A 22,943-nucleotide genomic window follows, 5' to 3' on the forward strand; every position below is an offset into this window, starting at 1 on the left:
TTGGAGCGTTATCAGCCTTTTAACGAGCATCTCTGAGTAGTGGTGCCGACCTGCACAAAATACCGAAGACTACGAAATAGGCAAACGGTTCAATAAGTGTGCAGATCGATGTTCCCCAGGGTGGGGCGGCGCGGCATGTGCCTGTTGAAAAGGCGTTTGGACCAGGGAAGTGGCATGGAAGTTCTGACCACCGCTGAAATGCAGCGCGCCGACCAGCTCACCATCGCGGCCGGCACGCCCGGTTTCAAGCTGATGCTGAGCGCGGGCCAGGCCGTCGCCGAGGCCGCCCAGGCGCTGGTGGAGGAGGGGCCGATCCTGATCGTGGCCGGCCCCGGCAACAATGGCGGTGACGGTTTTGTCGCAGCCGCCGAGCTCGCCGCGCAGGGGCGGGAGGTCTCGGTCATCCTGATGTGCGAGCGCGACCAGCTCCAGGGCGACGCGGCCTCCGCGGCGCGCGGCTGGAAGCATCCGGTGCTGCCATTCAATCCACAGGCGATCGGACGCCCGGCGCTGATCATCGATGCGCTGTTCGGCGCAGGCCTCAGCCGTCCCGTCGATGGCGAGGCGCGCGCGATGATCGAGGCGATCAACGCCAACGGCGCCCCGGTGCTCGCGGTCGACCTGCCGAGCGGTATCAACGGCACCAGCGCGGCGGTGATGGGCGCGGCGGTGAACGCCACCGAAACCGTCACCTTCTTCCGCAAGAAGCCGGCGCATCTCTTGCTGCCCGGCCGGATGCATTGCGGCCGCGTGCGCGTCGCCGACATTGGTATCGACGCGCAGGTGCTGGACGAGATCGCGCCGCAGACGTTCGAGGACGATCCGGATGTCTGGGGCGCTGCTTTTCCGGTGCCGCGCATCGATGGCCACAAATACGCGCGGGGGCATGTGCTGGCAGTCTCCGGCGATGCGGCGGCGACCGGCGCTGCGCGGCTCGCCGCGCGCGGCGCGCTGCGGGCAGGGGCGGGCCTTGTGACGCTGGCAAGCCCGCGCGATGCGCTCGCGATCAATGCGGCCGCGCTCACGGCGGTCATGGTTCGCCCCGTCGACACCGTCGTCGAGTTCGGCGAGCTGCTCGGCGACAAGCGCTACAACACCTGCATCATCGGCCCCGGCGCCGGCATCGGTGAGCGCACCTGCGATCTCGTCCACACCGCGCTCGGCGCGCAGCGTCGTCTGGTGCTCGATGCCGATGCCCTGACGAGCTTTGCCGCAACCCCCGAGCGCCTGTTCGAATCGATCAAGTCATCGCAAGACAACGCGGTGGTGCTGACCCCGCACGAGGGCGAGTTTCCGCGCCTGTTCTCGGACCTCAGCAACAAGCACCCGGGCCGCTCCAAGCTGGAGCGCGTGCGCGACGCCGCCGAACGCTCCGGCGCGGTGGTGCTCCTGAAGGGCCCGGACACCACCATTGCCGCCCCCGACGGCCGCGCCACCATCGCTGCCAACGCGCCGCCCTGGCTCGCCACCGCCGGCGCCGGCGACGTGCTCGCCGGCATCATCGCCGGCCTGCTGGCGCAAGGCGTGCCGGCCTTCGAAGCCGCCAGCATCGGCGTCTGGATGCATGGCGAGGCGGGACGAGAAGCCGGGCCGGGCCTGATCGCGGAGGATCTCACCGAGACGCTGCCGGCTGTGCACCGGCGGATCTATGATGCGCTGGGGGTGGAGTACTGAGCTGTTCGCTACGGCGGGTAGGACGGGTAGGGTGCAGCGAAACCGATCTTACAAGAGATCACTCCACCGCGTACCACCGCACCAGCCGCGGCGCGGTCCAGTCCGTGACGACGGATTCGATCAGCCATTGACCGGGGGAGGTCGCCGCGAAGGCGATGCGCTGGGTCTGGCCGGGCTCGATGGCGAGCGTGTCGAGCCAGTACGGCTTCCAGCCGTCGTCGAGCTTGTCGAGCAGGCGGAAGTGGTGGCCGTGGAGGTGGAAGACGGTCGTCACCGGGCCTGTGTTCTTGAGGGCCAGCACGACGGTGCGGCCCGCCTTGGCGCGGAGGGCCGGGGCGGAGGATCTGGAGAAGTCGGCACACCGTGCCCATCCAGCGTCGGCTGCGCCGAGCGCGACATCGAACCGCAGGGCGCCTCGGAGATCCAGCTTGTCGGGCAGGTCGTTGGAAGGGAGCGGCTGCGGCGGCAACAGCGGCGCGCGGCGCTCCAGTCTGCCGGAGACCGCAAGCGAGCCGATCCGGTGCGCCTCCTTGCCGTCATGGAGCAGAATCGGGGCCGAGCTGGCCGCATGCGCAATGGCATCGGCACGCCCGCCCGGGGCTAGGACCAGAGCACCGTTGCGCGCCGGGAACGGTTCGGCTGGTTGTCCGTCCAGGGCCATTACCCGGACGTCGTGGTTTTCCAATTTGATCGCCAGAACAGTGCGTTGGGAGCCGTTGATGAAGCGCAGCCGCAAACGCTCGCCAGCTGCAGCTGAGAGTTCAAATGAAGTCTGTCCGTTAAGCGTATAGAGCGGCGTCACGTCTTTTGGGGCCTGTCCCGGGGGGAGTGCGGTGCCGTCCGGCCGCAACCGCCACTCCTCGATCAGCAGGACCTCGTCGCGATCGACCGCGCCAGCGTTTGCCTCCTGCGCGATGACCGGAAGCGGGCGCGCAGGCCGCGTCAGGACGTCCTCGAAGAGGCGGAAGTCCGCCAGCAGGGTTCCCGCGCTTGGTACTGAAATAATTGAGGTTTCGGTCGCGCCCGGGGGAGCGGGCGCGCGCCCGCGCAGCGGGTCGGCCGTGGCCGGGCCATTGAGGCCGTACCAGGCTGGGGCAAGTGGGACAGGCAGGTCGTTGCGAAACACCACCTCGCAGCGGTCGCCGCGCTTGAGACGGACGCTCCCGAGGTGGCTTACGGCGGCCAGCTCCCAGATTGGTGTAGCTGGCTGACCCGGCCTCAGAGCCAGGGTTTGCGGCCTTGCCTGAAGGGAAAGCTGGGCGGTCAGGGCCGGGGCGGCACTGCTGGCGACCAACCCGGCCGCCGAGGCGCCAAGCCCGGTGCCAAGCCCGGCGGCAAGGCCGGCCAAAAGCTCACGTCGGGTCGGGTCGAAGAACCGCGTTTTCATGGGCCGATCCGGACCACGCTACGCTGGATAAGTCCAGCCGTCGTGCCTACGTAAAGCCTGCCTCCATCGGGCCATTTTTTTGCTGCGAACAGTCAGGCACATGTTATAAGCCCGGCCGCCCGCGGCATCGCGGCCGGTCTTGATGCAAATTTACGCGGGCGTGGCGGAACTGGTAGACGCGCTGGATTTAGGTTCCAGTGACGAAAGTTGTGGGGGTTCGAGTCCCTCCGCCCGCACCAAGCGCTTATCGCGTTTGCACGGATTACGAGACCTGCTTTCGCGCGGATGTTTGTCCGCCGGGAGCCGGTTCGATGAAGCACCGGCGTTGAGGCGTTTGCCTCGCGCCGGATCGATTAATGACAGCGTCCCGACGCATGCGCGCCGGGACCGAACGGGAAGAAGATTGGACGCCATGCAGGTCACAGAAACCCTCTCGGAAGGTTTGAAGCACGAGTTCAAGATCAGCGTTCCCGCGTCTGATCTCGACGCCAAGGCCGGCGCCAAGCTCGTCGACCTCAAGGACAAGGTCCGCATCAACGGCTTCCGCCCCGGCAAGGTGCCGGTCACTCACCTGAAGAAGGTCTACGGCCGCTCGGTGATGGCCGAGACCATCGACCAGACCATCCGCGACACCAATACGCAGCTGTTCTCCGAGCGCGGCTTCCGCCTTGCGACCGAGCCGAAGATCACCATGCCGAGCGAGCAGGCCGAGGTCGAGGAGCTGCTGAGCGGCAAGACCGATCTGACCTACACGGTCGCGATCGAGGTGGTGCCGGCGATCGCGCTCGCCGACTTCAAGACCTTCCAGGTCGAGAAGCCCGTGGCCGACGTCACCGACGCCGACGTCGACGAGGCGATCAAGCGCATCGCTGATACCAACCGCGGCTATGCCGCGAAGGCCGAGGGCGCCAAGGCCGAGTCGGGTGACCGCGTCACCATCAACTTCAAGGGCTCCATCAACGGCGAAGTCTTCGAGGGCGGCACCGGCGAAGGCATCCAGGTCGTGATCGGCTCCAACACCTTCATTCCCGGCTTCGAGGAGCAGCTGACCGGCATCGGCGCGGGCGAGACCCGCACGCTGAAGGTGTCGTTCCCGAAGAACTACATGAACGACAAGCTCGCCGGCCAGCCCGCCGAGTTCGAGACCACCGCGACCTCGATCGAGGCGCCGCAGGACATCGCGATCGACGACGAGTTCGCCAAGACGCTTGGCCTCGAATCGCTGGACAAGCTCAAGGAAGCCGCGCGCGAGCGTCTGAACGTCGAGTTCGCCGGCGCGACGCGCCAGCGCGTCAAGCGCGCGCTGCTCGACCGCCTCGACGAAGCCCATCGCTTCGAGGCGCCGCCCTCGCTGGTCGACGAGGAGTTCAATCTCATGTGGAACTCGGTCAAGGCCGAGATGGACTCCGCAGGCAAGACCTTTGCCGACGAGGACACCACTGAGGACGCCGCCAAGGAAGAGTACCGCAAGATCGCCGACCGCCGCGTGCGGCTCGGTCTCGTGCTCTCCGAGATCGGCGAGAAGAACAAGATCACCGTGACCGACGACGAGGTCGGCCGCGCCGTGATCGAGCGCGCCCGCTCGATGCCCGGCCGCGAGAAGGAAGTCTGGGACTATTACCGCAGCAACGCCCAGGCGTTGGCCCAGCTCCGTGCACCGATCTATGAGGACAAGGTCGTCGACTTCATCCTCGAGCTCGCCAACGTGACCGAGAAGAAGGTCTCGCGCGAGGACCTCTACAAGGACGACGAGGCGGAAAAGACCGCAGCCTGAGGCCCGTTTCGATACCATCGGAATGGGGCTCTGAGGCAGCCATCCATTAAGGATGATCGGCAAAGAGGCCCAGCTAGCCAGATGGCCGGCTGGGCCTCTTCGTACGAATCAGCTTCAACTGCCCCGCGGATTAAGCCTTAATGCGCTCCGCACTTGTCAGGTGCGAATTGGGCTATATCTGTCGGTACGCCTTCTACCTCTACCAAGTTCCTGCATCACGGGACGTCCATCGGCCTTCAGCAGATCCAGCCCAAACTGGCAGTCAAGACTGGCGATGTCCGCCTCTTAAAAACCCTAGGTGACTCATGCGCGATCCGGTTGAAACCTACATGAACCTCGTGCCCATGGTGGTCGAGCAGACCAACCGTGGCGAGCGCGCCTACGACATCTTCTCGCGCCTCTTGAAGGAGCGCATCATCTTCCTGACCGGTCCGGTCGAGGACGGCATGTCGACGCTGGTCGTCGCACAGTTGTTGTTCCTCGAGGCGGAAAATCCGAAGAAGGAAATCTCGATGTACATCAACTCGCCGGGCGGCGTGGTGACGTCGGGCCTTGCGATCTACGACACCATGCAGTTCATCCGCCCGCCGGTCTCGACGCTGTGCACGGGGCAGGCGGCCTCGATGGGCTCGCTGCTGCTCGCCGCCGGCGAGAAGGACATGCGCTTCTCGCTGCCGAACGCGCGCATCATGGTGCATCAACCCTCCGGCGGCTTCCAGGGCCAGGCCACCGACATCATGCTGCACGCGCAGGAAATCCTGAACCTGAAGAAGCGGCTCAACGAGATCTACGTGAAGCACACCGGCCAGACCTACAAGGCGATCGAGGACGCGCTGGAACGCGACAAGTTCCTGACCGCGAACGACGCCAAGGAGTTCGGCCTGGTCGACAGGGTCATCGACAAGCGTGCCGAGGAACCGGCGGCGGCGAAGACCCCGTAGCACTACTGGGGCTGCGGCGATCCCTTACTCGACCCTCGGGCATCGCCGGGCACCATCAGGGCGGCGTTCACGTTTAGGACGCGTGTGCGCGTCGCAAAACGGTATTTTGCGCCCTGCGGCAAGCAGAAGGTTCCGCTTTCGTGCTTGTTTTTCGTGGCAATCCAGCAACGCCGGGGTGATTTCGATCACTTCGCCCGTGCCAAGACCGGAAATCACGGTATTGTCACGGGTAGCCGGCGACCCCGATTAGCGAATTCTTGATAGTCGGGTGACAGCATGGTTGGCTACGAATGATCGGCTATGATCGCGGAGAATCGAGTGACCGTGATTCGCACGGGATGTAACGCGTAGGGTCTTTTTTGGTACGGAATTTGCTCTACTTAAGCTTCATGCCGACCATCGTGTCGGAATGGAGCGATCGAGCGGAACGGGATCGAACCGCGGACGGAGACATGAATGAGTAAGGTCGGCACGAGCGACTCCAAGAACACGCTATATTGCTCGTTCTGCGGCAAGAGCCAGCACGAAGTCCGCAAACTGATCGCGGGTCCCACGGTCTTCATCTGCGACGAGTGCGTCGAGCTCTGCATGGACATCATCCGCGAGGAAAACAAATCCTCGCTGGTCAAGTCGCGCGACGGCATTCCGACGCCGAAGGAAATCTGCAAGGTCCTGGACGACTACGTGATCGGCCAGAGCCATGCGAAGAAGGTCCTGTCGGTCGCGGTGCACAATCACTACAAGCGCCTCAACCACCAGACCAAGCACAACGACGTCGAACTCGCGAAGTCGAACATCCTGCTGATCGGTCCGACCGGCTCGGGCAAGACGCTGCTCGCGCAGACGCTCGCCCGCATCCTGGACGTGCCGTTCACCATGGCCGATGCGACGACGCTGACCGAGGCCGGCTATGTCGGTGAGGACGTCGAGAACATCATCCTGAAGCTGCTCCAGGCCGCCGACTACAACGTCGAGCGCGCCCAGCGCGGCATCGTCTACATCGACGAAATCGACAAGATCAGCCGCAAGTCCGACAATCCCTCGATCACGCGCGACGTGTCGGGTGAGGGCGTGCAGCAGGCGCTGCTCAAGATCATGGAAGGCACGGTGGCTTCGGTCCCGCCGCAGGGCGGCCGCAAGCATCCGCAGCAGGAGTTCCTGCAGGTGGATACCACCAACATCCTGTTCATCTGCGGGGGTGCCTTCGCCGGCCTCGAGAAGATCATCTCGGCGCGCGGACGGTCGACCTCGATCGGCTTCGCAGCCCAGGTGATGGCGCCGGAAGACCGCCGGACCGGCGAGATCTTCCGTCACGTCGAGCCTGAGGACCTCCTGAAGTACGGCCTCATCCCCGAGTTCGTCGGCCGTCTGCCGGTCGTGGCGACGCTCGAGGACCTCGATGAGACCTCGCTGAAGAAGATCCTCACCGAGCCGAAGAACGCGCTGGTGAAACAGTACCAGCGGCTGTTCGAGATGGAGAACATCGAGCTGACCTTCGCCGACGAGGCGCTTGGCGCGGTTGCCCGCAAGGCGATCGAGCGCAAGACCGGTGCGCGCGGATTGCGTTCGATCCTCGAGGCGATCCTGCTCGAGACCATGTTCGATCTGCCGGGCCTGGAAGGTGTGGAAGAGGTCGTGATTTCGCGCGAAGTCGTGGAAGGAACGGCGCGTCCGCTCTACATCTACGCCGATCGGTCCGATCGCGCCGTCGAGAATGCCAGCGCCTGATCTTTCGGCGCTGGAACGCTCCAATTGTATCTTCAAAGTGGGCTGCGGAAGTGTATCTCCGCAGCCGATGTTGCGTCGCTTACCGCGTTGCGTAAGCGCCTGATGGCGCGCGTTTTTCAATGACTTGACACCCCCCGGGTCGATAGCCACCTAATGTCGGCGGCGAGCGAAAATTCTCTTCCGGATTCGCCTCAGTTCCGATCCGGCGAGCCGGTCCAACGCGAAAAACGGACCGATCGGTTTTGCGGATCACCTCGGCACCTTGTGGCGGTTGCGCATGAGCATGGCGGGCTGCGTGCAAGGGGGCAAAGCAAAAGGAAAAGGCCATGACTAATCCAAAACCCAGGCCAACCATCGTTCATGGCGAAACGCACGCCTATCCCGTGCTGCCGCTGCGCGACATCGTCGTCTTCCCGCACATGATCGTTCCGCTCTTCGTCGGTCGCGAGAAGTCGATCCGCGCGCTCGAAGAGGTGATGAAGAACGACGCGCTGATCATGCTCGCGACGCAGAAGAACGCGTCCGACGATGATCCGGCGCCCGACTCCATTTACGAGACCGGTACGCTTGCCAGCGTGCTGCAGCTCTTGAAGCTTCCCGACGGCACCGTGAAGGTGCTGGTCGAAGGGCTCGAGCGTGCGCGCGTGCAGAAATACACCGATCGCGCCGACTATTACGAAGCGACCGCCATTGCGCTGGCCGACACCGATGCGAAGTCGGTCGAGGCGGAAGCGCTGTCGCGCTCGGTCGTGTCCGACTTCGAGAGCTATGTGAAGCTCAACAAGAAGATCTCGGCCGAGGTCGTCGGCGTCGTGCAGGCGATCACCGATTTCGCCAAGCTCGCCGACACCGTTGCCTCGCATCTCGCCGTCAAGATCGCGGATCGCCAGGGTATCCTGGAGACGCTGTCCGTCACCACGCGCCTTGAGAAGGTGCTGGGCCTGATGGAGAGCGAGATCTCGGTGCTGCAGGTCGAGAAGCGGATTCGTTCTCGTGTCAAACGACAAATGGAGAAGACCCAGCGCGAGTACTATCTCAACGAGCAGATGAAGGCGATCCAGAAGGAACTCGGCGACGACGACGGTCGCGACGAGCTCGCCGATCTCGAAGAGAAGATCGCCAAGACCAAGCTCTCCAAGGAAGCGCGCGAGAAGGCGCAGCATGAATTGAAGAAGCTGCGCCAGATGTCGCCGATGTCCGCGGAAGCGACCGTCGTGCGCAACTATCTGGATTGGCTGCTGTCGATCCCGTGGAACAAGAAGTCCAAGGTGAAGAAGGACCTGGAATCGGCGCAGGCCATCCTGGACTCCGATCACTACGGGCTGGAGAAGGTCAAGGAGCGCATCGTCGAGTATCTCGCCGTGCAATCGCGCGCCAACAAGCTCACGGGCCCGATCCTGTGCCTGGTCGGGCCTCCCGGCGTCGGCAAGACCTCGCTCGGCAAGTCGATCGCGAAGGCGACGGGGCGCGAATTCGTGCGCGTCTCGCTCGGCGGCGTGCGCGACGAGGCCGAGATCCGCGGTCACCGCCGCACCTATATCGGCTCGATGCCCGGCAAGATCATCCAGTCGATGCGCAAGGCGAAGTCGTCCAATCCGCTGTTCCTGCTGGACGAGATCGACAAGATGGGCGCCGATTTCCGCGGCGATCCGTCCTCGGCTCTGCTCGAGGTCCTCGACCCCGAGCAGAACGGCACCTTCAACGACCACTATCTCGAGGTCGACTACGATCTATCCAACGTGATGTTCATCACGACCGCGAATACGCTCAATATTCCCGGGCCGCTGATGGACCGCATGGAGATCATCCGGATCGCGGGCTACACCGAGAACGAGAAGGTCGAGATCGCGCGCAAGCATCTGATCCCGAACGCGGTGTCCAAGCATGGCCTGGACTCCAAGGAGTTCTCGATCGACGACGACGCGCTGCTGCTTTTGATCCGCCGCTACACCCGCGAAGCGGGCGTGCGTAATCTGGAGCGTGAGCTCTCCACACTCGCCCGCAAGGCGGTGAAGGAGCTGATGATCTCCAAGAAGAAGTCGGTCAAGGTCACCGAGAAGACTCTGGAAGAGCTGCTCGGCGTGCCGAAGTACCGCTTCGGCGAGATCGAGAGCGAGCCGCAGGTCGGCATCGTTACCGGCCTTGCCTGGACCGATGTCGGCGGTGAGCTGCTCACCATCGAAGGCGTCATGATGCCCGGCAAGGGCAAGATGACGGTCACGGGCAATCTGCGCGACGTGATGAAGGAGTCGATCTCGGCGGCGGCGTCCTACGTCCGCTCGCGTGCGATCAACTACGGCATCGAGCCGCCGATGTTCGACCGCCGTGACATCCACGTGCACGTGCCTGAGGGCGCGACGCCGAAGGACGGCCCGTCCGCGGGCGTCGCCATGGCCACCGCGATCATCTCGGTCATGACCGGCATCCCGGTCCGCCACGATGTCGCGATGACCGGCGAGATCACGCTGCGCGGCCGCGTGCTGCCGATCGGCGGCCTGAAGGAGAAGCTGCTGGCTGCGGCCCGCGGCGGCATCAAGACGGTGCTGATCCCCGAGGACAACGCCAAGGATCTCACGGAGATTTCCGATGCGATCAAGGGCGGCATGGAGATCATCCCGGTCTCGCGCCTCGACGACGTCGTCGCCAAGGCTTTGGTGAAGAAGCCGGTGCCGATCGTCTGGGAAGAGGACACCAAGGTGACGGTGAAGCCGGACGGCGATGAAGCCGCCGGCGGCCTGACCGCTCACTGAGGTTCAGCGAAAAGATGATAGAACGGCGCCTTCGGGCGCCGTTTTTGTTTTGGGGGCAAGGGGAGGAGGGCGATGCACGTCGACGGGCAATGCCATTGCGGGACAATCACCTTCGAGGCCGAGGTCGATCCGGAGGAGGTCTCGGTCTGTCACTGCACCGATTGCCAGACGCTGACCGGCTCGCCGTTCCGGGTGACGGCCGTCTGCTCCGGCGTTGATGTCCGCCTGACCGGCGGCACGCCCAAGGTCTACGGCAAGCGCGGCGACAACGGCCGGATGCGCTTCCAGCACTTCTGCGCCGATTGTGGTTCCCCGCTGTTCACCAGCGGCGAGGGCGATGAGGCCGACGATTGGGGCATCCGCTGGGGCTCTATCCGCCAGCGCGACAAATTGCGCCCCCGTCAGGCAGATCTGGTGCCAGTCGGCGGCGGTATGGATCGACGCGGTGCCGCTGCTGCCGGGGAGGCCGCAGGATTGAGGTTGGCTTGCCGAGCCGAAGCTCGCGGCTCAAAGCCCGCCTTCGCCCGTTGGGCTTCGGCGCGGCAGCCTTCGCTCACTTCGCGCCACGAGCACGAATGCTGGCCTGCCGAGTTGCCGGCTTGCCCAGCCGAAGCTCGCGAAGCGAGCGAAGGCTGGTGGGCGGTCACGGATTCGAACCGCGGACCCTCTCGGTGTAAACGAGATGCTCTAACCAGCTGAGCTAACCGCCCCACGGCGCCTCTTTAGCGCCTCGGCGGGTGTCGGAGCAAGGGCCGAGCGCGCCCGAGAAGGCGGCGATCGTGCTCGCCGCCGCTGCGCAACGCCTCGGCCCGGAACCCCGCCTGATTGTCAGGCTGTCTTGGTGAACATCGTCAGGACACCATCGGCGATGTTGATCGCGACGACTTGTGACGAGCTCAAGCCCTTGGCCTTGAGCACGGAGGCTGCTTGCGGTGTGGCGTCGATGGACTGCCGGAGCGACTGGATGTCCTTGTCGCTTGTGTGCGCCACGAGTTCATCGACCTTCGCGCGCACGGCCGGCTGCAATTCCTTGACGTCCACAACCTGTATGCTCCGGATCTCGGTGCTGGACTGCGTGGACGGCTGTTCCGCGCCGGGTTGCGACGATGCGCCCTGTGCCTGCACCAGAGCCGGTGTTCCGAGACAGAGAGCTGCAACGATGACGGATGCCGTGAAGCTGCGCATGGTCATGCCTTTTCCAGTTTGAGGAACGGCGAAACCTATCGACGAAATCTGGTTGGCATCTGATTCCGATGTGGCCGTTCGGTGAAACCAATGCGGCCGTAATGCGCACGGATGAGACCGGCTGCGCCGGGTCTGGTGATGTCTACGGCAAGGGGTTAGCTCAGCTGGTTAGAGCATCTCGTTTACACCGAGAGGGTCCGCGGTTCGATTCCGTGACCGAAAGTGAAGAACAGCCAACTCTGGGGCCGAAAAATTCGACCCGGCTAAACTCCTGAAGCTGCCGAAGAGTTAGGGACACACTTCCCTGTATCCGACCGATCCCGCACCCGACGAGCTCCCACTCTCGACCCGGCATCCCGATTTGACCGGACGACAGCCTGCGTTGCCGCATATAAGCTGCCCGCTTGCCTGAGGCTTGGATGGTTTGGCTTCCGTTTGCTTGCGCTCAGTATCCCGCTTCTTGGCGTCCTCGCGCGTCGCGACCGGCTTCTTGTCCTGCACCTTCTCACATTCATTGTCGTCATTGACGCGGTAGCCGGCGCGGCAGGCGATCTTGGTGCAGGTGTCGCCGTCTGCCCTGAAGCCGCGGTCGCAGATCAGCGGACAGACGCGGCCGGGCTTCGCCTTGATCGCGTCCAGCGCATCGAAGCTTGCAAGCTTGGCGTCGAATTTGGTGCCGGCATATTTGTTGAACAGCGCCAGCGAACGCTGTGATGAGGCATTCCAATCGCCCTCTGCGGAAGCTGTCAGACAGCCGACACGGCGGAGCTCCGACTGAACCAGCTTCGTCGTTTCCTGCGGCGACATTGTCGGCGGGGTCGAAGAGGGCGCTATCGCTGCGACCTTCTGCTCCGCGCTGGCAGAGGCTTGTTTCTCCGCGGCCAGCTTGGCGGCCGTCTCGGCGGTGGCCTTGTCGTTCGCCAGCTTCTCGGCGAGCGCCTTCTCCGCGGCCAGCTTCTCGGCGAGGGCCTTCGCCGCTGCCGCCTCGGCGTCCTTCCGGCGCTGCTCGGCTGCGGCGGCCTTGGCTTCCTCGACCTGCTTGGCCTTCTCGGCCGCAAGACGCTTCTCCTCGGCCGCCTTGGCCGCGGCCGCCGCCTTCTCCTGCTCGGCCTTGGTGGCGCGCTCGGCTGCGAGCCGGGCCTTCTCCTCTTCCGCCTGCCGAGCCTTGTCCGCCGTGGTCGCGCGGGTTTCTTCGGCAGCGATCTTGTTCAACTGGCCTTTGGCAAGATCGGTATAGAAGCTACTCGGAAAGCGGTTGAGGAAGGCTGTCCAGCCGTCACGCGTACCGAGCTGAAGCGCCAGTTCGTAGTCGCGCCGGATCTCACTGTCGGGGTTGGCCTGGGGGCCGGCGACGACCGGTTTCGTCGCAACCAGCGGCACGTCGTCGCCGCCCAGCGAGCCATAGACATAGGGCTCCTGCTTGTAGCCGGTGTTCTTGAGGACATCGTCGCGCACGAAGCCGAAGGCCTTGCGCAGGTCGAGCCCCGGCGTCGGCAGGCGTTCGACCAGCGCTGCGGCAAACGGGCTGTTTTTGGCGTCGCCGTCCGAAGCGGTCGAGCCCGCCTTCGCCGCGAAGGCGACCATGGTGTTCGGGCTGGTCGGCTCGACCTTGGCGAGGCCGCGGCCGATGGCGCGCGCGGCGATCGTGCGCTTCATGGTCTTGGCAAAGGGATTGTCGCGGCAGGCATCGAGAATGACGAGGCGAAGCTGCTTGGCCGGCTCGATGGCGAACAGCAGCCGATCGAGCGGGAAAGCCTCGTCGAAGACATCGGTATCGGTTTCCAGCGCGGCGTCGGTCGGAACGAGATAATTGTTGCCGTCCAGCTCGATCCCGTGGCCGGCATAATAGATGACGGCGACGTCGGCCTCGCGCGCCTTGCCGCCGAACTCGCGCAGGGCCTTGCGCATGTCGACGACGCTCAGGTCGAGCTTGACGTCCACGGTGTCGAAGCCGGCCTTCCTGAACATGCCTCCGACCAGCGAGGCGTCGTTCACCGGATTGGTCAGCCGGGGCACGCTCTTGTAGGCGGAATTGCCGATGACGAGAGCCACGCGCTTTTCAGCGTGCGCCGATCCGCAGCCCAGGCAGAATATCGTCAGAAAAAATAGAATCCGAATCGTGCCCATTGCAGCCCCAAATCGCAATGTGATCAGAGTAGTCGGAGTATGCCCTGGAGGCAAAGACGCCTAATGTGACGAACATCACAGGCGCCCGTGCGGGCAATAGGCCAATGTCCGCCCGCAAGTCACAACGGAGGGTTGGCCAATGTGTGCTCTGCTGGATCTCATCTACCGACATGTCTGCCGGGCGTGCCTGCGCGAAGCGCGTCGCATGAGCCGAGGCCGTTCGACCATCGCAATCTCGTAATTCCGGGCCCGGCGCGCGACCCGCCTTGACTCCTTGAAGGGGTGCGCCCGCCATCCCGACGTGGTATCGCCCCTGTGCGGTTGCAAAACCGACGGGATGGGCATCGCGAATGGGAATGACCGGGAACACCATGCAGCAGCCGAGCGGACACGAGCAAAACGCCGACCAGATCGCCTATTGGAACGGCCCGAGCGGCCAGCGCTGGGCCGATCGCCATGCGGCGCAGGAGAGCCTGCTCGGACCGATTGCCGCGGCGCTGATCGACCGCGCCAAGCCGAGGCCCGGGGAGCGCGTCCTCGATGTCGGCTGCGGCTCCGGTGCGACGACGTTCGCGTTCGCCAAGGCGGTGGCGCCCGATGGGTTTGCGCTCGGCCTCGATGTGTCCGAGCCGATGCTGTCCCAGGCGCGCGCGTTCGCGCCAAAAGGCCTGCCGCTCGATTTCGTGCTGGCGGATGCAACGGTGCATCCGTTCGAGCCGGCGAGCTTCGATCTTTTGGCCTCGCGCTTCGGCGTGATGTTCTTTGCCGATCCCATTGCGTCCTTCAGCAACTTGCGGCGCGCGTTGAAGCCGACCGGGCGGCTCGCCTTCGCCTGCTGGCGCGAGCCAAAGGAAAACCCGTGGATGATGGCGCCGCTGATGGCGGTCTACAAGCACGTGCCGAAGATGCCGCCGGTCGGGCCGGAGGAGCCGGGCCCGTTCGCGTTCGCCTCGGAGGAGCGTGTGATGCGCATCCTGAAGGGAGCGGGTTTCGTCGACATGGCGATGGAGCCGCATAATCTGGAGATGGATGTCGCGATCGGTGGCGGCCTCGATGCCGCGGTTGACGGTGCCCTGCAGATCGGTCCCGCCAGCCGCGCGCTGCAGGGACACCCGCCGGAGACGTATGCGGCCGCAAAAGCCTCGATCCGCGAGATGCTCGCGCCGTTCCAGAAGGAGCAGAGCGTCGCGTTGCAGGGCGCGATCTGGATCGTGACCGCGAAGGCGACGTAGTCGCCCCCAACTCCCGGTTGCGAGCATTGAAGATGAATCCAGCACTGAGCCAGCGCACTGGTCTTTGGTCCGCCTTGCCCCGGTGGGCAGTCTCTATTGCGTGGTTCTGGGTCTGGGTTTGCGCAATCGGCCTGGCCTTGATGGTTCATCTTGCTTTCCTGATGAACTGGCCGGATCACTTCATCCATGAGGACAGCGCGGCCTATATCATACAGGCCGAATCCATCCTGAGAGGACAATATCTCGAGGATATGATGAAGCGGCCGTACGGCGTGGCCGCCTTCCTTGTGCTGCTGTCAAAACTGTTCGGCCCGCACATCCTCGTCTTCGTCATCGCGCAGCACCTGATGAGCATCGGCACTGCGCTTTTCGTTGCAGGGATCGTGCGTTTTGCCGGCGCGCCGCGTTTCTTCGCGCTGTTGGCCTTTTGTCTTGCGACGTTGCACGGCCGCATCGTCCACTACGACAACACGATTGGTGCGGAGACGATCTCCAACTTCCTGGTCAGTCTTGCGGCCTTCATCGCCGCGGGCGTCGCATTGAGGAAATGGCCGGCGTTGCCGGCCGCAGCGGCCGTGGGCTTGACGCTCGGCGCCGTGATGACATGCCGGTCGGCGGCGATAGGTCAGGCCGGGGTCATTCTGTTGTGGCTGGTGGTGGTGCTGGACGCAGGGCTCCTGCGCCGGCTTGGCGTGCTTGCACTGGCAGGCTTTTTCGCTTCGGCCGTCTACCTGACGCCGGCGGCGATCAACTTGGCGATCGGCAAACGCCCCGCCGGCAACGAGATCGTGGCCGCGATGGCCTTCGTGGTCGGCTATTCCGGCGATTTCGAGCACGGCGTTCATCTCGACCGGAAGGCGCAGGCGCGGGGATACGTCGAGCAGATGCGAGCTGCGGACACTCCTCAGGGATGGCCCGACACCGGTGTCTATCAGTGGCCGTTCGGCGCGATACACCGGCTGGCGAAGCCCGGCGACAGCGAAGTGGATATCGAGCGGGTCGTGCGTGACATCTTCATCGAAACGCTGACGACGCCGTCGACGCTCTATCGACACCTCACGAAGCACTTTCTCCGGGAAATGTACTTCCTGCTGTTCGACGCAAATTCGGTTGCGCGGCGGACGCCCAATCCGCAGGGCTACGAATATTTCATGGACCGCGACAGGTTCCCGTTCTTTGGCAGCCCGACCGGGTTGAAGTCCGGACAGTTGGTTCACGACTACTACAAACCCTGGTGGCCACTGTCGCGGCTGCTCTCCGCGGATCGGCTTCAGCTCACCCTGAACCGCCTTTTTGCGCGTGGCTACGCGCCCAACTCGGAGCTGGTCGCGCTGTGCTGCGGGTTGCAGGTTTCGACCGAATACGACGATTTCCCGGGTCCGATCTGGTGGCTGTCCGCGGCGACACTCGGCCTCGCTCTCGTGCTTCTGATTGGCGTCCCTGCGAGCCATGCGGGTTTGGTGCGGTGGCCGACCGGCCGCCTCGTTGCCGGTGGCACATTGATGATCCTGCTGGCGATGGCCAGCGCCGCGTTTCCGACCTTCCTCGTTTATGGGCTCAATCGCTACGCGTACTACGTCATTCCCTTCCTCGCCGGCTCGAGCGCGATCCTGGGGAGTGTGCTGTTCGATTGGCTCAGGGCCGGAGCCAGGGCCAAGGCCGGCCGGGCCGGCGGCGGCGAGGCATAGACGCGGTCACACCACATCATCCGGTGCCAGCGCGCAGCCATTGTCCGGATGGGTCTCGACCTGAAGCGTGGTGTGGCCGATGCGATGGGCCGTCTTCAGGAGCTGCGCCGTCTCCATCAGGAAGGCATCGCCGGCCCCAGTGGGCATGACGAGGTGGCAGGTCAGCGCCGTCTCGGTGGTCGAGATCGGCCAGACATGGAGATCGTGGATCGCGGACACGCCGGGACGCGCGAGCAAGAACGACCTGATCGCGGCGAGGTCGGTGCCCTTGGGCGCTGCCGCCATCGACATGTCGATGGAGCCGCGCAACAGGCTGGTCGTGCTCCACAGGATGGTGGCGCAGATGACGAGGCTGGTGAGGGGGTCGAGCCAGAGCCAGCCGGTCCAGATGATCAGCGCCGCCGAGACCACGACGCCAAGCGAGACCGCTGCGTCGGCGGCCATGTGCAGATAGGCGCCTTCGACGTTGATGTCGTCCTTGCGGCCGCTCGCAAACAGCATGGCCGTGAAGCCGTTGATGAGGATGCCGATGCCGGCGACCACCATCACCGTGACGCCCGCGACCGGCTCCGGCTCGCGCAGGCGCAGGATCGCCTCCCAGCCGATTGCGCCGGTTGCGACCAGCAGGAACACCGCATTGGCCAGTGCCGCCAGAATGGTGGAGGCGCGAAAACCGTAGGTGAAGCGTCCGCTCGGCGCGCGCCGTGCCGCGATCGAGGCGCCCCAGGCCACGACCAGTCCGAGCACGTCGGACAAATTATGGCCGGCGTCCGCGAGCAGGGCGGTGGAATTGCCGAGATAGCCGTAGACCGCCTCGGCCACGACGAGGGCGGCGTTGAGCGAAATGCCGATCGCGAACGCCTTGCCGAAATTGGCGGGCGCATGGACATGGCCGTGACCGTGGTCGTGACCATGACCAGGACCATGGTCGGCGTGATCATGGTGATGATGACCGTGATGGTCGTGGCTGCCCAATTCTAGCGCTCCCCGGACGTCGCCAAATCAGCTGCCATTGTAGGCGTTTCGTTTGCGACGTCACGGCGGAACAGCACGTAGAGCGCGGGCAGCACCAGCAATGTCAGCACGGTCGAGGAGATGATGCCGCCGATCACCACGGTCGCCAGCGGCCGCTGCACCTCGGCGCCGGCACCGGTCGCGAGCGCCATCGGCACGAAGCCGAGCGAGGCGACCAGCGCGGTCATCAGCACCGGGCGCAGCCGCGTCAGCGCCCCCTCGCGCACGGCGTCCGCGATGGGCCGCCCCTCGCTGCGCAGGCGCTCGATGAAGGCGATGATGACGAGGCCGTTGAGGACAGCGACGCCCGACAGCGCGATGAAGCCGACGCCGGCGCTGATGGAAAGCGGAATACCGCGCAGCAAGAGCGCGGCGACGCCGCCGGTCAGCGCCAGCGGCACGCCGGAAAACACCAGCGCTGCGTCCGCCGCCGACCCCATGCCCATGAACAGCAGCAGGAACACCAGCAGCAGCGCCACCGGCACCACGATCATCAGCCGTTTTGTCGCGGAGACCAACTGTTCGAACTGGCCGCCCCAGCCGATCCAGTAGCCGGGTGGCAGCTTGACCTTCTCCGCGACCGCCGTCTCGGCTTCGGCCACGAAGGAGCCGAGGTCGCGCGCGCGGACATTGGCCGTGACGACGATGCGCCGCTTGCCGTTCTCGCGGCTGATCTGGTTCGGGCCGGGCGTGGCATCCACGGTTGCGACCGACGACAGCGGCACATAGCGCATCTGGGTGAGCGGGGAGGCGGACAGCGCGGTGCGAACGGCCGTGCCGGTTGCTGCGTCCTCGCCGGGCGGCAGAGGGATCGGGATCGCCCGGATCGCCTCGAGATTGCCGCGTAGATGCTCCGGCAGGCGAACCACGATCTCGAAGCGGCGGTCGCCCTCGAACAGCTTGCCGGCCGACTTGCCGCCGACGGCGATCTCGACGATGCCCTGCACCTCACCGACGCTGAGGCCGTAGCGGGCGAGCGCCTGGCGATCGAGGCGGACGGTGAGGATCGGAAGCCCTGCGACCTGCTCGATCTTGACGTCGCTGGCGCCGCGGACGCCGCGGATCGCGGCCTCGACCTGCTTGGCGGCGCCTTGCAGGATGTCGAGGTCATCGCCGAAGATCTTGACGCCGACGTCGCTGCGCACCCCCGAGATCAGCTCGTTGACGCGGAACTGGATCGGCTGGGAGATCTCATAGGCGCTGCCGGGAATGTCGTCGGCGGCCTTGTCGATCGCTTCGATCACCTCCGATTTCGATTTGCCCGGGTCGGGCCATTCGGCGCGCGGCTTCAGCATGATGTAGCCATCCGTCTGCGCCGGCGACATCGGATCGGTCGCGATCTCGGCGGTCCCGATGCGGGTGAAGAACTCCTTCACCTCCGGAATCTGCGTGATGCGCTTTTCCAGCGCCTTCTGCAGGTCCAGCGATTGCGTCAGACTGGTGCCGGGAATCCGGATCGAGGCCAGCGCGACGTCGCCTTCGTCCAGGCTCGGAATGAACTCGCCGCCCATCCGCGAAGCGGCGATGCCGCTTGCGACCACGATGAATGCGGCCATGACGGCGACCGCGAGCCGGTTGTCGATGGCAAAGCGGAGCAGGGGGAGGTAGGCGCGCTTGGCCATGCGCATGAACAGGTTTTCGTGCTCGGACACCTTGCCGGTGACGAAGATGGCGACGGCCGCCGGCACGAAGGTGATGGAGAACAGCACCGCGGCGCCCAGCGCCATCAGCACGGTCAGCGCCATCGGCGTGAACATCTTGCCCTCGACGCCCGTCAGCGTCAGCACGGGCAGATAGACCACGGCGATGATCAGCGTTCCGAACAGGCTCGGCTTGATCACCTCGCTGGACCCGCGCAGGATCGCACGGAGCCGCTCAGAGGTCGTGAGCAGGCCGCCTTTCTCGCGCTGGGCCGCGGCCAGCATGCGCAGGCAATTCTCGACGATGATCACGGCACCGTCGACGATGATGCCGAAGTCGATCGCGCCGAGGCTCATCAGGTTCGCGCTGACTTTCGTCTCGACCATGCCGGTGATCGTCATCGCCATGGACAGCGGAATGACGCAGGCCACCACGAGGGCGGCGCGGATGTTGCCGAGGATCAGGAACAGCACCGCCACCACCAGGGCGGCGCCTTCGAGGAGGTTGTTCCTGACGGTACGGATGGTGGCTTCGACCAGATCGGTGCGGTCGTAGACGGTTCGCGTCACGACGCCATCGGGCAGCGATTTGGCGATGTCCTCGAGCCGGGCCGCGACGCGGCGGGCCACCGTGCGGCTGTTCTCGCCGATCAGCAGCATGGCGGTGCCGAGCACGGTCTCCTCGCCATCGCGCGTCGCCGCGCCCGTGCGCAGATCGCGGCCTTCCGTGACGGTCGCGACATCCCTGATCCTGACGGGATTTCCGCCGCGCGAGCCGATGACGATGTCCTGGATCTCGCCGATATTGCCGACCTGGCCGGGGGAGCGAACCAGATATTGCTCGCCGTTGCGCTCGATATAGCCGGCGCCGACATTGGCGTTGTTGGCGGCGAGCGCCGTCATGACGTCGCGAAAGCCGAGCCGGTAGGCCATCAGTTTGCCCGGGTCCGGCAGCACATGGAATTGCCGCTCGAAGCCGCCGATGGTGTTGACCTCGATCACCCCTGGCACGTTGCGAAGCTGCGGCTTGATGATCCAGTCCTGCACGGTGCGCAAATCGGTCAACGAATAGTCGTGACCGCCTTGCGTCTTCGCGCCCGTCTTGACTTCCACGGTGTACATGAAGATCTCGCCGAGCCCGGTCGAGACCGGGCCCATCGCGACCTCGACGCCAGCCGGAAGCTGGTCTTTCACCTGCTGGATGCGTTCGCCGACGAGCTGGCGGGCGAAAAAGATGTCGGTGCCGTCCTTGAAGACGACCGTCACCTGGCTGAGGCCGTAGCGCGACAGCGAGCGGGTATAGTCGAGCTTGGGCAGGCCGCCCATCGCGGTCTCGACGGGGAAGGTGATGCGCTGCTCCGTCTCGAGCGGCGAATAGCCGGGCGCGCGGGTGTTGATCTGGACCTGGATGTTGGTGATGTCAGGCACCGCGTCGATCGGAAGGCGCTGGAAATTCCAGGCCCCGAAAGCAATGGCGCCGAGCGCCAACAGGAGGACCAGCCAGCGCTGATGCAGCGAGACGGCGATGAGGCGCTCAATCATGTTCGGCCTCGCCCTTGCCCATCTCCGCCTTCACGACGAAGCTGTTCTCGGCGACGTAGTGCTCGCCGGCCGACAGGCCGGCCTTGATCTCGACATGGCGCGGATCGGAATCCCCTGTTTCAACCGGGCGTGCCTCGATCTTGTCGCCGTCCTCGCGGACGAACACGATGGTCCGGTTCTCCAGCGTCTGGATCGCGCTGCGGCGTACGGCGACCGCGACGTTGCGCGCGGCGAGGATCAGCCTCGCCGTGACGAACAGGCCGGGCCGCAGGCGGCCATCCGGATTTTGCAGCACCACGCGTGCAAGCGCTGTCTGGGTCTCGCTGGAGCCGATCGGCGCCATGTAGGAGATCGTGCCCTTGATCTCGCCGCGGCCATCGTCGGGATCGATCAGCACCTCGTCGTTGAGGTGGACGCGCCGGAGATCCTGCCGATAGATCGACAGGTCGACCCAGATGGTCGAGAGGTCGGCGACGACGAAGGCCGGCTTCTGTTCGGAGGCATATTCGCCGAGCGAGATTTGTCGCTCGATGATGGTTCCGGCAATGGGAGCTTTCAGCTCGTAGACGGTGAGGCTCTGGTTGCTCTCGATCGCGGCGAGCAGATCGTCCTTGCCGACCTTGTCGCCGATGCGCTTCTGGATCGATTTGGCGAGGCCCGGAAAGCGCGGCGTCACCTGCACCACGGCTTCCTGGTTGGCACGCAGAATGCCATTGAAGGCGAGCGTGTCGGTCAGGGTCGCGCTCGCGGCCTCGGCGAGCGTGACGCCCGCGGCCGCCAGCTTGACGTCGGAGATGCGGATGCGGTCGGCACCATGCTCATCCTGCTCGACATGGTCGTTCGGCTTCTTTTCGGAATGCTCAGTGTGCTCGGTATGCGCGGGCGTGGCCGGCGCGAGCAGGGAATAGCCGTAAGCGCCGAGCGCGGCGGCAACGATGGCGACGAGAATGGTGGAGGACGTCTTCATCGTGCGCTCTCCCGCGCCAGCGTGAAGGGATTGCCGACGAGACCTTCGATGGTCGCAACGCCTGCGTGGAAATTCTGAAGCGCCTCCTGCTCGCGCAGCCGCGCCTGGGTGACGCTCGCCTCGGCGTCGAGTACCTCGAGCAGGGTGAAGCGGCCCTGGCCGTAGCCTTGCGAAATCGCCTCGGACGCCTCGACGGCCTTGGGAATGGCGGTCTCACGCAGCACGGCGAGCTCGCGCAGCGAGCCCTGCAACGAGTCGTAGGCGCGGCCGGCAATCACGATCAAGGTGTTGCGGTTGGCCTCGCGCTCGGCCTTGGTCTTGGCGAGGCTTTCCTGCGCCGAGAGGATATTGCCCTGGTTCTGGTCGAACACGGGGATCGGCACCGAGAGGGAGAGCCGCACCGCATCGTCATTGGTCTCGTTGAAGTGGCGCCAGCCGGCGGCGATCCGCACGTCCGGATAGGGCTTGAGCCGGGCCAGCAGCAGCTCGGCATTGCGCTGGGCGAAGACGGCGGTCCAGCGCACCAACTGCGGATTGGCATCGATGGCGGCGACCACCGACTGGAACGTCGGCGGCTTGCCCATGGTGTCGAGACGGCCGGAGACCTCGCCGAATTTCGCGGATGCGTCGCCCATCAGCACGGCAAGCTCGCGCCGGGCGCTGGCCAGCGTTGCCTTGAAGCGTTCGCGGTCGGCCTTCACCAGGGCGGAGGCCACTTCGGCGCGGCCAGTCTCGGCCGGCGAGGAGGCGCCGGCCTCGACGCGGCGGCGCAGGAGCGGCGTCAAGCGGTCGATCGCCGCAATCTGCTCGTCGAGGATCTGGATGCGTCGCTGCGCGCCGAGCACGCTGAGGAAGGCGATCGCGGTCTCCGACAGCACCTCCAGCCTGACCGCCTTGCGCTGGATCGCGGCGACCTCGATCCCGGCCGCGCCGGCCGCGATCCGCGCGTCGCGCTTGCCGAACAGCTCAAAGGCCTGGCTGATCTGGAGCGTGGTCTCGGCCGATCGGGTCCCGCGATATTTGCCGGAGCCGAATGAATCGTCCTGCTCGTAGGACAGTTCCGGATTGAGCAGGGCGCCCGCCTGGATGCGCTGGCCCGTGGCGATGCCGACGTCGCGCTCCGCCGCCGTCAGCCGTGGGCTCGCGGCCAGCGCGCGCGACAGCGCGCTCCGCATCGTCAAAGTCTGGGCGTGCGACGGCGCAATCGCCGATCCAGCAATCAGACACGCCACCGCGCACGCCAGGCGCGCGGCCATTCTCCTGCGCAACATAAAACCGACCTGTGAAGGATGAA

14 protein-coding genes, 2 tRNA genes and 1 pseudogene are annotated in these 22,943 nt (G+C 65.1%); 9 read left to right on the plus strand and 8 right to left on the minus strand.

Going from position 1 to position 22,943, the window contains the following annotated elements:
- The first annotated feature begins 174 nt into the window (after positions 1 to 174).
- Complete coding sequence (locus tag XH81_RS07605; protein ID WP_028141435.1) at positions 175 to 1,674, plus strand: bifunctional ADP-dependent NAD(P)H-hydrate dehydratase/NAD(P)H-hydrate epimerase; 1,500 nt, start codon at positions 175 to 177, stop codon at positions 1,672 to 1,674.
- Between the two features lie 58 nt (positions 1,675 to 1,732).
- Here the strand turns inward: XH81_RS07605 and XH81_RS07610 are convergent, their stop codons facing one another.
- Complete coding sequence (locus XH81_RS07610; RefSeq protein ID WP_271596093.1) at positions 1,733 to 3,061, minus strand: multicopper oxidase family protein; 1,329 nt, start codon at positions 3,059 to 3,061, stop codon at positions 1,733 to 1,735.
- Positions 3,062 to 3,215: 154 nt separating this feature from the next.
- Between XH81_RS07610 and XH81_RS07615 the strand changes: the two genes are divergently transcribed.
- The 6 genes and pseudogenes from XH81_RS07615 to XH81_RS07640 all read left to right on the plus strand — a co-directional run bounded on the left by XH81_RS07615 (position 3,216) and on the right by XH81_RS07640 (position 10,732).
- Positions 3,216 to 3,300, plus strand: a tRNA-Leu gene (locus tag XH81_RS07615).
- Between the two features lie 173 nt (positions 3,301 to 3,473).
- Positions 3,474 to 4,835, plus strand: coding sequence for a trigger factor (gene tig / locus XH81_RS07620; protein ID WP_028141437.1), 1,362 nt, complete (start codon positions 3,474 to 3,476; stop codon positions 4,833 to 4,835).
- A 305-nt stretch (positions 4,836 to 5,140) separates the two neighbouring features.
- Positions 5,141 to 5,776 (plus strand): ATP-dependent Clp protease proteolytic subunit, encoded by a 636-nt coding sequence (locus XH81_RS07625; protein WP_028141438.1) that lies wholly within the window; start codon positions 5,141 to 5,143, stop codon positions 5,774 to 5,776.
- Between the two features lie 456 nt (positions 5,777 to 6,232).
- A complete protein-coding gene (clpX, locus tag XH81_RS07630) occupies positions 6,233 to 7,504 on the plus strand; it encodes an ATP-dependent Clp protease ATP-binding subunit ClpX (protein ID WP_018320118.1) in 1,272 nt (423 codons plus the stop codon).
- Positions 7,505 to 7,830: 326 nt separating this feature from the next.
- The gene (gene lon / locus XH81_RS07635; RefSeq protein WP_028141439.1) at positions 7,831 to 10,254 is read left to right on the plus strand and encodes an endopeptidase La; all 2,424 of its coding nucleotides are present in this window, start codon (positions 7,831 to 7,833) and stop codon (positions 10,252 to 10,254) included.
- 72 nt (positions 10,255 to 10,326) lie between these two features.
- A pseudogene (locus XH81_RS07640) lies at positions 10,327 to 10,732 on the plus strand (GFA family protein).
- Positions 10,733 to 10,887: 155 nt separating this feature from the next.
- Here the strand turns inward: XH81_RS07640 and XH81_RS07645 are convergent.
- The 3 genes from XH81_RS07645 to XH81_RS07655 all read right to left on the minus strand — a co-directional run bounded on the left by XH81_RS07645 (position 10,888) and on the right by XH81_RS07655 (position 13,566).
- Positions 10,888 to 10,964, minus strand: a tRNA-Val gene (locus tag XH81_RS07645).
- A 118-nt stretch (positions 10,965 to 11,082) separates the two neighbouring features.
- Positions 11,083 to 11,445: a hypothetical protein gene (locus tag XH81_RS07650; protein WP_018320121.1), complete on the minus strand. Its 363-nt coding sequence runs from the start codon at positions 11,443 to 11,445 to the stop codon at positions 11,083 to 11,085.
- Between the two features lie 282 nt (positions 11,446 to 11,727).
- Positions 11,728 to 13,566, minus strand: a complete 1,839-nt coding sequence (locus tag XH81_RS07655; protein ID WP_095425434.1) for a caspase family protein — start codon at positions 13,564 to 13,566, stop codon at positions 11,728 to 11,730.
- A 371-nt stretch (positions 13,567 to 13,937) separates the two neighbouring features.
- Here XH81_RS07655 and XH81_RS07660 point away from each other — a divergent pair, with 371 nt between their 5' ends.
- Positions 13,938 to 14,798, plus strand: coding sequence for a class I SAM-dependent methyltransferase (locus XH81_RS07660; RefSeq protein ID WP_028141440.1), 861 nt, complete (start codon positions 13,938 to 13,940; stop codon positions 14,796 to 14,798).
- 140 nt (positions 14,799 to 14,938) lie between these two features.
- Complete coding sequence (locus XH81_RS07665; RefSeq protein WP_028141441.1) at positions 14,939 to 16,486, plus strand: hypothetical protein; 1,548 nt, start codon at positions 14,939 to 14,941, stop codon at positions 16,484 to 16,486.
- 6 nt (positions 16,487 to 16,492) lie between these two features.
- On the opposite strand, the gene XH81_RS07670 is transcribed toward XH81_RS07665, so the two are convergent.
- The 4 genes from XH81_RS07670 to ihpA are packed head-to-tail and all read right to left on the minus strand — an operon-like array spanning position 16,493 to position 22,920.
- Positions 16,493 to 17,461: a cation diffusion facilitator family transporter gene (locus XH81_RS07670; RefSeq protein WP_028141442.1), complete on the minus strand. Its 969-nt coding sequence runs from the start codon at positions 17,459 to 17,461 to the stop codon at positions 16,493 to 16,495.
- A 2-nt stretch (positions 17,462 to 17,463) separates the two neighbouring features.
- Entirely contained in the window at positions 17,464 to 20,682 is a 3,219-nt protein-coding gene (locus tag XH81_RS07675) for an efflux RND transporter permease subunit (protein ID WP_028141443.1), read from the minus strand.
- Positions 20,675 to 21,649, minus strand: coding sequence for a divalent metal ion exporter adaptor subunit IhpB (gene ihpB, locus XH81_RS07680; protein ID WP_028141444.1), 975 nt, complete (start codon positions 21,647 to 21,649; stop codon positions 20,675 to 20,677). The genes XH81_RS07675 and ihpB overlap by 8 nt, the downstream gene beginning before the upstream one ends.
- Positions 21,646 to 22,920 carry a divalent metal ion exporter subunit IhpA gene (gene ihpA, locus XH81_RS07685; protein ID WP_028141445.1) on the minus strand — a complete coding sequence of 425 codons (1,275 nt, stop codon included), beginning with the start codon at positions 22,918 to 22,920 and terminating at the stop codon, positions 21,646 to 21,648. Before ihpA ends, ihpB begins: the two co-directional genes overlap by 4 nt.
- Between the last annotated feature and the right edge of the window lie 23 nt (positions 22,921 to 22,943).

The sequence above is a fragment of the Bradyrhizobium sp. CCBAU 25360 genome, assembly GCF_028128695.1.
In the GTDB taxonomy this organism is placed as follows: Bacteria; Pseudomonadota; Alphaproteobacteria; order Rhizobiales; family Xanthobacteraceae; genus Bradyrhizobium; species Bradyrhizobium ottawaense.

What these genes read in the sequence shown, in the direction of transcription:
- ihpB (WP_028141444.1), bottom strand. Translation starts at nt 21,649, where the DNA reads ATGAAGACGTCCTCCACCATTCTCGTCGCCATCGTTGCCGCCGCGCTC.
- lon (WP_028141439.1), top strand. Translation starts at nt 7,831, where the DNA reads ATGACTAATCCAAAACCCAGGCCAACCATCGTTCATGGCGAAACGCAC.
- ihpA (WP_028141445.1), bottom strand. Translation starts at nt 22,920, where the DNA reads ATGTTGCGCAGGAGAATGGCCGCGCGCCTGGCGTGCGCGGTGGCGTGT.
- XH81_RS07650 (WP_018320121.1), bottom strand. Translation starts at nt 11,445, where the DNA reads ATGACCATGCGCAGCTTCACGGCATCCGTCATCGTTGCAGCTCTCTGT.
- XH81_RS07625 (WP_028141438.1), top strand. Translation starts at nt 5,141, where the DNA reads ATGCGCGATCCGGTTGAAACCTACATGAACCTCGTGCCCATGGTGGTC.
- XH81_RS07660 (WP_028141440.1), top strand. Translation starts at nt 13,938, where the DNA reads ATGCAGCAGCCGAGCGGACACGAGCAAAACGCCGACCAGATCGCCTAT.
- XH81_RS07675 (WP_028141443.1), bottom strand. Translation starts at nt 20,682, where the DNA reads ATGATTGAGCGCCTCATCGCCGTCTCGCTGCATCAGCGCTGGCTGGTC.
- clpX (WP_018320118.1), top strand. Translation starts at nt 6,233, where the DNA reads ATGAGTAAGGTCGGCACGAGCGACTCCAAGAACACGCTATATTGCTCG.
- XH81_RS07655 (WP_095425434.1), bottom strand. Translation starts at nt 13,566, where the DNA reads ATGGGCACGATTCGGATTCTATTTTTTCTGACGATATTCTGCCTGGGC.
- tig (WP_028141437.1), top strand. Translation starts at nt 3,474, where the DNA reads ATGCAGGTCACAGAAACCCTCTCGGAAGGTTTGAAGCACGAGTTCAAG.
- XH81_RS07605 (WP_028141435.1), top strand. Translation starts at nt 175, where the DNA reads ATGGAAGTTCTGACCACCGCTGAAATGCAGCGCGCCGACCAGCTCACC.
- XH81_RS07610 (WP_271596093.1), bottom strand. Translation starts at nt 3,061, where the DNA reads ATGAAAACGCGGTTCTTCGACCCGACCCGACGTGAGCTTTTGGCCGGC.
- XH81_RS07665 (WP_028141441.1), top strand. Translation starts at nt 14,939, where the DNA reads ATGGTTCATCTTGCTTTCCTGATGAACTGGCCGGATCACTTCATCCAT.